Raw genomic sequence first — 11,898 nt, forward strand, 5'->3', positions numbered from 1 at the left:
TGATGATGTTGTCCGGGGAAGATCAGAGTGAAATCACTCGGCTTCCTTCGGGCAGTTCGATGCTGATTTTCAGTTCGCCGCCTAAGGCTTCTGCATAACGCTTCAGTGTGGAGACTTTGATGTCATCTCCGCGCCGTTCCATGGCCGCCACCGCAGGCTGGGTTACGCCCAGTCTCTCAGCAAGTTCCTGCTGGGACATGGCGCGCATTTCTCTGATGGTCGGTAAGCCGTTTTCGGCGGCGAACTCTTCAGCCAAACGCTCAATTTCAGCCCGATGTTCAGGGGTAAGCTCTGCCAGGTGTTGCTGTAATGTTTTCATTTCCGATCCTTTTTGCGGGCAAGATAGCGCGCAAAAATCGCGTCAACCCGCTTAATCAATGTTGAGTAAAAGCGCTTCTGCCCCGTTTTCTTTCCGCCGTAAAGCATGATCGCTTGTCGGTTCTCATCAAAGGCGAAACAAATCCGCCACGGGTCGCCAGCGTATTGCAGGCGCAATTTTTTCATATTGGGGTAGAGGGATCCGAAGAGCGTATCCACCCGTGGTCGACCCAGTGCCGGGCCGGTTAACTCAACGCGATTCTGCAACCCAAGCTCCTGATCATAAAGCCACTGCTCAAACTCTGGCGTGAAGATAACCGTCCATGTCATAACCACCTCATAAAGGGTAATTTATAATTTTTACCTGAACCACACTTTAAACTGTCAAAATTTGTACTGCTGATTGCCGTGTCGATCCTGCGAGAAATCCCGAATAACTGCATGGATTCGGAGGAATCCTGAAGCTGTTCCATATTTCCTCCATTTTTCCCCCGTCGCTGATCTCTAAACTAGTATCATTACGCCTAATCGTTTCAGGATAAGAAGACGTTTAACTTATGAAAGGTACTGGTTTATCGCGTTGGATGTGGCCCATCGTTATTGTTATCGCCATCGTCGCGGGCCTGGGATACTGGCACGTTCAAAAGCCCGACGCGCCGTCGGGCCAGCACGCTTCCGGTCAGCAGCGCAAAGCGGGCGGCGGTCGCCCCGGGATGCGCGGCGCGCTCGCGCCGGTACAGGCGGCAACCGCCGTCAGCGCAGCGGTTCCCCGCTATCTTTCCGGGCTGGGTACTATCACCGCCGCCAATACCGTTACCGTGCGCAGCCGGGTTGACGGGCAGTTGATGGCGCTGCACTTCCAGGAAGGGCAGCAGGTGAAAGCGGGCGATCTGCTGGCGGAAATCGATCCCAGCCAGTTTAAGGTGGCATTAGCCCAGGCCGAAGGCCAGCTGGCGCGCGATAAAGCCACCCTCGCCAATGCCCGGCGCGATTTAGCGCGCTATCAGCAGTTGAGCAAAACCAACCTGGTTTCGCGCCAGGAGCTGGATGCCCAGCAGGCGCTGGTCAATGAAACCCTCGGCACTCTCAAGGCTGATGAAGCCGCCGTCGCCAGCGCGCAATTACAGTTGACCTGGAGCCGCATCACCGCGCCGATTGACGGCCGTGTCGGCCTCAGGCAGGTGGATATCGGCAACCAGATTTCCAGCGGCGACACCAACGGCATCGTGGTGCTGACCCAGACCCATCCTGTCGACGTGCTGTTCACCCTGCCGGAGAGCGATATCGCCACCATCGTGCAGGCGCAAAAAGCCGGGAAAACCCTGACGGTGGAAGCCTGGGATCGCACCAACACACAGAAGCTCAGCACCGGGGCCCTGCTCAGTCTGGATAACCAAATCGACGCCGCCACTGGCACCATTAAGCTCAAGGGCCGTTTCGAAAACCAGGATGATGCCCTGTTTCCCAACCAGTTCGTTAACGCCCGCATGCTGGTGGACACCCAGCAGGACGCCATCGTTATCCCCACCGCCGCGCTGCAAATGGGCAACGACGGTCATTTCGTCTGGGTGTTGAACAGCGATAACAAAGTCAGCAAACATACGGTGACCACCGGGATTCAGGACAGCGAAAAAGTGGTGATTACCGCCGGGCTGTCGGCAGGCGATCGCGTAGTGACCGACGGGATCGACCGTCTCACCGAAGGAGCCAGCGTGGAAGTGGTGGACGCGCATAACGCCAAGGCCGGGACGCCGAAAGAGGCTCCGACGCAAAAACGGCAGGGAGCGCAGTCCTGATGCAGGTGTTACCTCCGAGCGCCACCGGCGGGCCGTCGCGGCTGTTTATCCTCCGCCCGGTCGCCACCACGCTGCTGATGATCGCCATTATGCTGGCGGGCGTGCTGGGCTACCGTTTTCTGCCGGTCTCGGCGCTGCCGGAGGTGGACTACCCCACCATCCAGGTGGTGACGCTGTATCCCGGCGCCAGCCCGGATGTGGTGACCTCGGCGATTACCGCGCCGCTGGAACGCCAGTTCGGCCAGATGTCTGGCCTGAAGCAGATGGCCTCGCAAAGCGCCGGCGGCGCCAGCGTGATCACCCTTCAATTCCAGCTTTCATTAGCGCTGGATGTAGCGGAGCAGGAAGTGCAGGCAGCCATTAACGCCGCCACCAACCTGCTGCCCAACGATTTGCCGAACCCGCCGGTGTACAGCAAAGTCAACCCGGCGGACCCGCCGATCATGACCCTGGCCGTCACCTCTACGGCGTTGCCGATGACCCAGGTGGAAGACATGGTGGAAACCCGGGTGGCGCAGAAAATTTCCCAGGTTTCCGGCGTCGGGCTGGTCACGCTGTCCGGCGGGCAGCGCCCGGCGGTGCGGGTCAAACTTAACGCCCAGGCGCTGGCCGCGCTCGGGGTAACCAGCGAAACCGTGCGCACCGCCATCAGCAATGCCAACGTTAATTCGGCGAAAGGCAGCCTCGACGGCCCGGAGCGCGCCATTACGCTCTCCGCCAACGACCAGATGAAATCGGCGGATGAATACCGCAACCTGATTATCGCTTACCAGAACGGCGCGGCGATCCGCCTGGGGGATGTGGCGACCATCGAACAGGGCGCGGAAAATCGCTGGCTCGGCGCATGGGCCAACAAGCAACAGGCCATCGTGATGAATATTCAGCGCCAGCCCGGCGCGAACATTATCGCCACCGCCGACAGTGTGCGTCAGATGCTGCCCACGCTGACGCAAAGTTTGCCGAAATCGGTAGAAGTTAAACTGCTGGCCGACCGCACCACCAATATTCGCGCCTCGGTAACCGACACCCAGTTCGAGCTGATGCTGGCTATCGCGCTGGTGGTGATGATCATTTACCTGTTCCTGCGCAACGTCCCGGCGACCATCATTCCCGCCGTGGCGGTGCCGCTGTCGCTGGTCGGCACCTTTGCGGTGATGGTGTTCTTTGATTTCTCGATCAATAACCTGACGCTGATGGCGCTGACCATCGCCACCGGCTTCGTGGTGGATGACGCCATCGTGGTGATCGAGAACATCTCGCGCTATATCGAAAAAGGGGAAAAGCCGCTCGCTGCCGCGCTAAAAGGCGCCGGGGAGATCGGCTTTACCATCATCTCCCTGACCTTCTCGCTGATTGCGGTGCTGATCCCGCTGCTGTTTATGGGCGATATCGTTGGACGATTATTCCGTGAATTTGCCATCACCCTGGCGGTGGCGATTTTGATTTCCGCCGTGGTTTCCCTGACGCTCACGCCGATGATGTGCGCGCGCATGTTGAGCCACGCCTCGCTGCGCAAGCAGAACCGCTTCTCCCGCGCCAGCGAGCGCTTCTTCGAGCGGGTGATTGCCAGTTACGGACGCGGCTTAAAGCGGGTGCTGAACCATCCGTGGCTGACGCTCGGCGTGGCGTTCGCCACCCTGGCGCTGACGGTGCTGCTGTGGATGCTAATCCCCAAAGGCTTCTTCCCGGTACAGGACAACAGCATTATTCAGGGCACCTTGCAGGCCCCGCAGTCGGCGTCGTTCGCCAGTATGGCGGAGCGTCAACAGCGGGTGGCGGATGTGATTTTAAAAGACCCGGCGGTGGAAAGCCTGACCTCGTTCGTCGGGGTGGACGGGACTAACGCCTCGCTGAACAGCGCCCGTCTGCAAATCCATCTCAAACCGCTGGACGAGCGCGACGACCGTATTCAGCCGGTGATTGCCCGGCTCCAGCAGGCGGTCGCAAATGTGCCGGGGGTGGCGCTGTATCTGCAACCGACTCAGGATCTGACCATCGATACCCAGGTGAGCCGCACTCAGTACCAGTTTACGCTCCAGGGCAACTCGCTGGAGGCGCTCAGCACCTGGGTTCCGGCGCTGATGGATAAACTCGCCACCCTGCCCGCGCTGTCGGACGTGAGCAGCGACTGGCAGGATCAGGGGCTGGTGGCGTATGTGAATGTCGACCGCGACAGCGCCAGCCGTCTCGGCATCAGCATGAGCGACGTGGATAACGCGCTGTACAACGCTTTCGGTCAGCGGCTGATTTCGACGATTTATACCCAGGCAAACCAGTATCGCGTGGTGCTGGAGCACGACACCCGCACCACGCCCGGTATCAGCGGGCTGGACACCGTTCGCCTGACCAGCGCCGACGGCGGCATCGTGCCGTTAAGCGCGATCGCGAAAGTCGAGCAGCGCCACGGGCCGATGTCGATTAACCATCTCGATCAGTTCCCCTCCACCACCATTTCGTTCAACGTGACCGACGGTTATTCGCTGGAGCAGGCGGTGAACGCCATTCTCGACGCCGAGAAAACCCTCGAATTCCCGGCAGATATTACCACCTCGTTCCAGGGCAGTACCCTCGCCTTCCAGTCGGCGCTGGGCAATACCATCTGGCTGATCCTGGCGTCGGTGGTGGCAATGTATATCGTGCTCGGCGTGCTGTATGAGAGCTTTATTCACCCGATCACTATCCTCTCCACGCTGCCAACCGCAGGCGTCGGCGCGCTGCTGGCGCTGATGCTGGCGGGCAGCGAGCTGGATGTGATCGCGATTATCGGCATCATCCTGCTGATTGGTATCGTCAAGAAAAACGCCATCATGATGATCGACTTTGCGCTGGCGGCGGAGCGTGAACAGGGGCTGTCCCCTTACGACGCCATCTACCAGGCCTGTTTGCTGCGTTTTCGTCCGATCCTGATGACCACGCTGGCCGCGCTGCTCGGCGCGCTGCCGCTGATGCTGAGTACCGGGGTCGGCGCGGAGCTGCGCCGACCGTTAGGCATTGGCATGGTGGGCGGGCTGCTGGTGAGCCAGGTGCTGACGCTGTTCACCACCCCGGTGATTTATCTGCTGTTTGACCGCCTGTCCCACTACACCCGGGCGCGTTTTAGCCGTAAAGCCGGGGAGGCGTAAATGCGTTTTTACGCCCTGTTTATCTATCGGCCCGTTGCCACTATCCTGCTGACGCTGGCGGTGACGCTGTGCGGCGTGCTGGCGTTTCGCCTGCTGCCGGTGGCCCCGCTGCCGCAGGTGGATTTTCCGGTGATTATGGTCAGCGCCTCGCTGCCCGGCGCGTCGCCGGAGACCATGGCCTCGTCGGTGGCGACGCCGCTGGAGCGCGCGTTAGGGCGCATTGCCGGGGTCAACGAAATGACCTCGTCCAGTTCGCTCGGCAGTACGCGGATTATTTTGCAATTTGATTTTGACCGCGATATCAACGGCGCGGCGCGCGACGTGCAGGCGGCAATCAGCGCCGCCCAGAGCCTGTTGCCCAGCGGGATGCCGAGCCGCCCGACTTATCGCAAGGCCAACCCCTCCGATTCGCCGATCATCATCCTGACGCTGACTTCCGATACCCTCTCGCAAGGAGCGCTGTACGACTTTGCTTCGACCCAGCTGGCCCAGACCATCGCGCAAATCGATGGCGTCGGGGATGTGGACGTCGGCGGCAGTTCCCTGCCCGCGGTGCGCGTCGATCTCAATCCCCAGGCGCTGTTTAACCAGGGCGTGTCGCTGGACGCGGTGCGTACCGCCATCAGCGACGCCAACGTGCGCCGCCCTCAGGGCGCGCTGGAAGACAGCGATCGGCGCTGGCAGATCCAGACCAACGATGAACTGAAAACCGCCGCCGAATACCAGCCGCTGATTATTCACTATCGCAACGGCGCGGCGGTGAAGCTTCAGGACGTGGCGACGGTCACCGACTCGGTGCAGGACGTGCGCAACGCCGGAATGACCAACGCCAAACCGGCGATTTTGCTGATGATCCGCAAAGCGCCGGAAGCCAATATCATCGAAACCGTGGATCGCATTCGCGCCCGGGTCCCGGAGCTGCGCGAGATCATCCCGGCCTCTATCGATCTGCAAATTGCGCAGGATCGCTCGCCGACCATTCGCGCCTCCCTCGAAGAAGTGGAGCAGACGCTGGTGATTTCGGTGGCGCTGGTGATCCTGGTGGTGTTTCTGTTTTTACGCTCCGGGCGCGCCACCTTTATTCCGGCCATTGCGGTGCCGGTGTCGTTAATCGGCACCTTTACCGCGATGTACCTGTGCGGCTTCAGCCTGAATAACCTGTCGCTGATGGCGCTGACCATTGCCACCGGGTTTGTGGTGGATGACGCCATCGTGGTGCTGGAGAATATCTCCCGGCACCTTGAAGCTGGCGTAAAACCGCTTCAGGCGGCGCTCCAGGGCGTGCGGGAAGTGGGCTTCACGGTGCTGTCCATGAGCCTGTCGCTGGTGGCGGTGTTCCTGCCGCTGCTGCTGATGGGCGGGCTGCCGGGGCGGTTATTCCGGGAATTCGCCGTCACGCTCTCGGTGGCGATAGGCATCTCACTGGTGGTGTCCCTGACCTTAACGCCAATGATGTGCGGCTGGCTGCTGAAAGCCGCTAAACCACACACTCAGCCGCGCAAACGCGGCGTTGGCCGGGTGCTTACCGCATTGCAGGAGGGTTACGCCAAATCCCTGCAATGGGTGCTGCGCCATACCCGGCTGGTGGGCGTGGTGCTGCTCGCCACCATTGCGCTCAATATCTGGCTGTATATCGCCATCCCGAAAACCTTTTTCCCGGAACAGGACACCGGCCGCCTGATGGGCGGCATCCAGGCGGATCAGAGCATTTCTTTCCAGGCGATGCGCGGCAAGCTGGAAGACTTTATGAAGATTATTCGCGACGATCCGGCGGTGGATAATGTCACCGGCTTTACCGGCGGCTCGCGGGTGAACAGCGGGATGATGTTTATCTCCCTGAAACCGCTGGGCGAGCGCCATGAAAGCTCGCAGCAGGTGATTGACCGGCTGCGTAAAAAGCTCGCTAAGGAGCCGGGCGCCAGCCTGTTTTTAATGGCGGTGCAGGATATTCGGGTCGGTGGGCGGCAGTCCAACGCCAGTTATCAGTACACGTTGCTCTCCGACGATTTGGCCGCGCTGCGCGAGTGGGAGCCGAAGATCCGCCAGGCGCTGTCCCGGCTGCCTGAACTGGCGGACGTTAACTCCGACCAGCAGGACAACGGCGCGGAAATGAGCCTGATTTACGACCGCGAAACCATGGCGCGGCTGGGGATCAGCGTGCAGGACGCCAACGGCTTGCTGAATAACGCCTTCGGCCAGCGGCAGATTTCAACCATCTACCAGCCGCTGAACCAGTATAAAGTGGTGATGCAGGTCGATCCGCGCTACACCCAGGATATCAGCGCCCTGAACCAGATGTTTGTCATCAACAGCGACGGCAAGCCGATCCCGCTGTCCAGTTTCGCCCACTGGCAACCGGCGAACGCGCCGCTGTCGGTCAACCATCAGGGCCTGTCGGCGGCCTCGACCATCGCGTTTAACCTGCCTGGCGGGGTATCGTTATCTGAGGCCAGCGACGCCATCGACCGCACCATGACCGCGCTCGGCGTGCCTTCCACGGTGCGCGGCAGCTACGCAGGCACCGCCCAGGTGTTCCAGGACACCATGAACTCACAGGTATTCCTGATCCTCGCGGCGATTGCCACGGTGTATATCGTGCTGGGGATCCTGTATGAGAGCTATGTGCATCCGCTGACCATTCTCTCCACCCTGCCCTCGGCGGGGGTCGGCGCGCTGCTGGCGCTGGAGCTGTTCGGCGCGCCATTCAGCCTGATTGCGCTGATCGGCATTATGCTGTTGATCGGGATCGTGAAAAAGAATGCCATCATGATGGTAGATTTCGCTATCGACGCGCAGCGTAAAGGCGATTTGTCGCCGGAGCAGGCAATTTTCCAGGCCTGTCTGCTACGCTTTCGTCCCATTATGATGACCACGCTGGCGGCGCTGTTTGGCGCGCTGCCGCTGGTGATCTCCAGCGGCGACGGCGCGGAACTGCGCCAGCCGCTGGGCATCACCATTGTCGGCGGTCTGGTGATGAGCCAGTTGTTGACGCTCTACACCACGCCGGTGGTGTATCTGTTTTTCGACCGACTGCGACTGCGCTTTACGCGTCAACGTCGTGGAGGTGAAGCCATAACGACGAGTGAATAGCCGATGACGGAATTGCCCAAAAGCGTGCGCTGGCAGCTGTGGATTGTGGCGTTTGGATTCTTTATGCAAACGCTGGACACCACCATTGTGAACACCGCCCTGCCCTCGATGGCGCGGAGCCTCGGCGAAGATCCGCTACACATGCATATGGTGATTGTCTCCTATGTGCTGACCGTGGCGGTGATGCTGCCCGCCAGCGGCTGGCTCGCCGACCGCGTGGGGGTGCGTAATATCTTCTTCAGCGCCATCGTGCTGTTTACCCTTGGCTCGCTGTTCTGCGCCCAGGCCAGCACTCTGGACGGGCTGATTATGGCGCGCGTGGTGCAGGGGATCGGCGGCGCGATGATGGTGCCGGTGGGCAGGCTGACGGTGATGAAAATCGTGCCGCGCGAGCAGTATATGGCGGCCATGACCTTCGTCACTCTGCCGGGGCAAATCGGCCCGCTGCTTGGCCCGGCGCTGGGCGGTATTCTGGTGGAATACGCCTCCTGGCACTGGATCTTTTTGATTAACCTGCCGGTGGGGATTGTCGGCGCCATCGCCACGCTGTGGCTGATGCCCAACTACACCATGCAAACCCGGCGCTTCGATTTCTCCGGCTTTCTGATGCTGGCCTTCGGGATGGCGGCGTTGACTCTGGCGCTGGACGGGCAAAAAACCCTCGGCATAGCCCTTTCCTGGGTCGGCCTGATGATGGCAGGCGGTTTACTGGCGCTGGCGCTGTACATCAAACACGCCAAAGGCAACGAGCGGGCGCTGTTCAGGCTGGAGCTGTTCCAGACGCCGAGTTTTTCTGTCGGGCTGCTGGGCAGTTTAGTCGGGCGCATCGGCAGCGGGATGCTGCCGTTTATGACGCCGGTATTCCTGCAAATCGGCCTGGGGTTTTCGCCGTTTCACGCCGGGTTGATGATGATCCCGATGGTGCTCGGCAGTATGGGCATCAAGCGTATCGTGGTGCAGATTGTTAACCGCTTCGGCTATCGCAAGGTGCTGGTGTTCTCCACCCTCGCGCTGGCGCTGGTGACGCTGCTGTTTATGGGCACCGCGCTGCTGGGCTGGATTTGGGTATTGCCGGTGGTGTTGCTGTTGCAGGGCGTGGTCAACGCGGTGCGTTTCTCCACCATGAATACCCTGACGCTGAAAGATCTGCCCGACCCACTCGCCAGCGGCGGCAACGGCCTGCTGTCGATGGTGATGCAGCTTTCCATGAGCCTCGGCGTCACCGTTGCCGGGCTGCTGCTCGGCGCGTTCGGCCATCAGCATCTGACGCCGGAATCGGCGCACAGCGTGTTTCTCTACACGTATCTCAGCATGGCGGTGATTATCGCGCTGCCCGCGCTGGTGTTTACCCGCGTCCCTGAAGACACCCGCAAAAACGTGGTGATCGCACGGCGCAGAAGGAGCGAGTAATGAAGTTGTGGCGTCCCGGCATTACGGGAAAGCTGTTTCTGGCGATTTTCGCCACCTGCATTTTGTTGCTGATCACCATGCACTGGGCGGTGCGGTTTAGCTTCGAGCGCGGTTTTATTGATTACATCAAACACGGCAACGCCCAGCGGCTTGAACTGCTGAGCGACGCCCTGGGCGAACAGTACGCCCTGCACGGCAACTGGCAATTTTTACGCCATAACGATCGTTTTGTGTTTCAAATCCTGCGCTCGTTCGACCGGGATAATGACGAGGGGCATGGCCGCCCGAACGGGATGCCGCCCCATGGCTGGCGCACTCAATTTTGGGTGGTGGATGAAAACCAGACCGTGTTGGTCGGCCCGCGCTCGCCGGTGCCGCCGGACGGGATGCGCCGGGCGATTACCGTCAATAACGCCAGCGTCGGCTGGGTGATTGCTTCGCCGGTGGAGCGCCTGACCCGCTCCACCGACATCAATTTTGATAAACAGCAGCGGCGCACCAGCTGGCTGATTGTCGCACTGTCAACGCTGCTGGCCGCGGCGGCCACGCTGCTGCTGGCGCGGGGCCTGCTGGCTCCGGTTAAGCGGCTGGTGGAAGGCACCCACCAGCTGGCGGCGGGGAATTTCTCTACGCGGGTGACCACGAACAGTCAGGATGAACTGGGCAAACTGGCCCAGGATTTTAACCAGCTCGCCAGCACGCTGGAGAAAAACCAGCAGATGCGCCGTGACTTTATGGCGGATATTTCCCATGAACTGCGGACCCCGCTGGCGGTGCTGCGCGGCGAACTGGAGGCGATCCAGGACGGTGTGCGCCAGTTTACCCCGGAGTCGGTGGCCTCGCTGCAGGCGGAAGTGGGCACCCTCACCAAGCTGGTGGACGACTTGCATCAGCTGTCGCTGTCCGACGAAGGCGCGCTGGCGTACCAGAAAGCCCCGGTGGATATCGTCAATCTGCTGGAAGTGGCGGCAGGCGCGTTTCGCGAACGTTTTATCGCGCGCGGGCTGACGATCTCGCTGTCGCTACCCGATCATGCGATGGTATTCGGCGATGGCGATCGCCTGATGCAGCTGTTTAATAATCTGCTGGAAAACAGCCTGCGTTATACCGACGCGGGCGGTGGGCTGCAGATCCACGGGCGCCTCAATGCCGACACCCTGACGCTGACGTTTTCCGACAGCGCCCCCGGCGTGACCGATGCCCAGCTCGGCAAGCTGTTTGAACGTTTTTATCGCGCCGAAGGATCGCGCAACCGCGCCAGCGGCGGCTCCGGGCTGGGGCTGGCGATCTGCGCCAATATCGTCGCGGCCCATAACGGCACGCTGCGCGCCGACCACTCCCCTTCAGGCGGGATTAGCGTTACTGTATCGCTACCCCTCGACGACGAATTACCGGGAGACGCATGACAGAGCTACCGATTGATGAAAACACGCCACGCATTCTGATCGTGGAAGACGAACCCAAGCTGGGACAACTGTTAATCGACTATCTGCGGGCGGCAGGCTATGCGCCGACGCTGATCGATCATGGCGATAACGTGCTGAATTTTGTGCGCCAGACGCCGCCGTCGCTGATCCTGCTGGATTTGATGCTGCCCGGCGTCGACGGTCTGACGCTGTGCCGGGAAATCCGCCGCTTTTCCGAAGTGCCGATTGTGATGGTCACCGCCAAAATCGAAGAGATCGACCGTCTGCTGGGGCTGGAAATCGGCGCAGACGATTATATCTGCAAACCCTACAGCCCACGGGAAGTGGTGGCGCGGGTAAAAACCATACTGCGCCGCTGCAAGCCGCAAAAAGAGCTGGCGAAACAGGATGCCGAAAGCCCGCTGGTGGTTGATGAAGGGCGTTTCCAGGCCAGCTGGCGCAATAAAGTATTAGACCTGACGCCCGCCGAATTCCGGCTGCTGAAAACCCTGTCGCACGAGCCGGGAAAAGTGTTTTCCCGCGAGCAACTGCTGAACCAGCTGTACGACGATTACCGGGTAGTGACCGACCGTACCATCGACAGCCATATTAAAAACCTGCGCCGCAAGCTGGAAGCCCTCGACGAAGCGCAGTCGTTTATCCGCGCGGTCTACGGCGTGGGGTATCGCTGGGAAGCGGACGCCTGTCGGATCGTGTAGCGTCTGGCTGAATCGGTTTACACCCTCCCCCCTCGAC

8 protein-coding genes are annotated in these 11,898 nt (G+C 60.6%); 6 read left to right on the forward strand and 2 right to left on the reverse strand.

Features of this window, described 5'->3' with window-relative positions:
• Positions 1–22: 22 nt before the first annotated feature.
• Both GV764_RS12040 and GV764_RS12045 read right to left on the reverse strand, forming a co-directional pair.
• Positions 23–319, reverse strand: a complete 297-nt coding sequence (locus GV764_RS12040) for a helix-turn-helix domain-containing protein (protein WP_125291701.1) — start codon at positions 317–319, stop codon at positions 23–25.
• The gene (locus GV764_RS12045; RefSeq protein WP_161660361.1) at positions 316–648 is read right to left on the reverse strand and encodes a type II toxin-antitoxin system RelE/ParE family toxin; all 333 of its coding nucleotides are present in this window, start codon (positions 646–648) and stop codon (positions 316–318) included. The genes GV764_RS12040 and GV764_RS12045 overlap by 4 nt, the downstream gene beginning before the upstream one ends.
• 227 nt (positions 649–875) lie before the next feature.
• On the opposite strand from GV764_RS12045, the gene GV764_RS12050 reads away from it, so the two are divergent.
• The 6 genes from GV764_RS12050 to baeR are packed head-to-tail and all read left to right on the forward strand — an operon-like array spanning position 876 to position 11,861.
• Positions 876–2,114, forward strand: coding sequence for an MdtA/MuxA family multidrug efflux RND transporter periplasmic adaptor subunit (locus GV764_RS12050; protein ID WP_161660362.1), 1,239 nt, complete (start codon positions 876–878; stop codon positions 2,112–2,114).
• Positions 2,114–5,236: an MdtB/MuxB family multidrug efflux RND transporter permease subunit gene (locus GV764_RS12055; protein ID WP_161660363.1), complete on the forward strand. Its 3,123-nt coding sequence runs from the start codon at positions 2,114–2,116 to the stop codon at positions 5,234–5,236. The genes GV764_RS12050 and GV764_RS12055 overlap by 1 nt, the downstream gene beginning before the upstream one ends.
• Positions 5,237–8,326, forward strand: a complete 3,090-nt coding sequence (gene mdtC, locus GV764_RS12060; protein WP_161660364.1) for a multidrug efflux RND transporter permease subunit MdtC — start codon at positions 5,237–5,239, stop codon at positions 8,324–8,326. It abuts the gene before it with no gap.
• Positions 8,327–8,329: 3 nt separating this feature from the next.
• Positions 8,330–9,736 carry an MFS transporter gene (gene mdtD, locus GV764_RS12065; protein WP_161660365.1) on the forward strand — a complete coding sequence of 469 codons (1,407 nt, stop codon included), beginning with the start codon at positions 8,330–8,332 and terminating at the stop codon, positions 9,734–9,736.
• Entirely contained in the window at positions 9,736–11,142 is a 1,407-nt protein-coding gene (gene baeS, locus GV764_RS12070; RefSeq protein ID WP_161660366.1) for an envelope stress sensor histidine kinase BaeS, read from the forward strand. Before mdtD ends, baeS begins: the two co-directional genes overlap by 1 nt.
• A complete protein-coding gene (gene baeR, locus GV764_RS12075) occupies positions 11,139–11,861 on the forward strand; it encodes an envelope stress response regulator BaeR (protein ID WP_161660367.1) in 723 nt (240 codons plus the stop codon). The genes baeS and baeR overlap by 4 nt, the downstream gene beginning before the upstream one ends.
• The last annotated feature ends 37 nt before the right edge of the window (positions 11,862–11,898 follow it).

This window comes from Atlantibacter hermannii (assembly GCF_009907385.1).
Classification (GTDB): Bacteria; Pseudomonadota; Gammaproteobacteria; order Enterobacterales; family Enterobacteriaceae; genus Atlantibacter; species Atlantibacter hermannii_A.

Bases quoted from the DNA above. Each gene is read 5' to 3' on its own strand.
- GV764_RS12040 (WP_125291701.1), bottom strand. From the start codon at position 319: ATGAAAACATTACAGCAACACCTGGCAGAGCTTACCCCTGAACATCGG.
- GV764_RS12045 (WP_161660361.1), bottom strand. From the start codon at position 648: ATGACATGGACGGTTATCTTCACGCCAGAGTTTGAGCAGTGGCTTTAT.
- GV764_RS12050 (WP_161660362.1), top strand. From the start codon at position 876: ATGAAAGGTACTGGTTTATCGCGTTGGATGTGGCCCATCGTTATTGTT.
- GV764_RS12055 (WP_161660363.1), top strand. From the start codon at position 2,114: ATGCAGGTGTTACCTCCGAGCGCCACCGGCGGGCCGTCGCGGCTGTTT.
- mdtC (WP_161660364.1), top strand. From the start codon at position 5,237: ATGCGTTTTTACGCCCTGTTTATCTATCGGCCCGTTGCCACTATCCTG.
- mdtD (WP_161660365.1), top strand. From the start codon at position 8,330: ATGACGGAATTGCCCAAAAGCGTGCGCTGGCAGCTGTGGATTGTGGCG.
- baeS (WP_161660366.1), top strand. From the start codon at position 9,736: ATGAAGTTGTGGCGTCCCGGCATTACGGGAAAGCTGTTTCTGGCGATT.
- baeR (WP_161660367.1), top strand. From the start codon at position 11,139: ATGACAGAGCTACCGATTGATGAAAACACGCCACGCATTCTGATCGTG.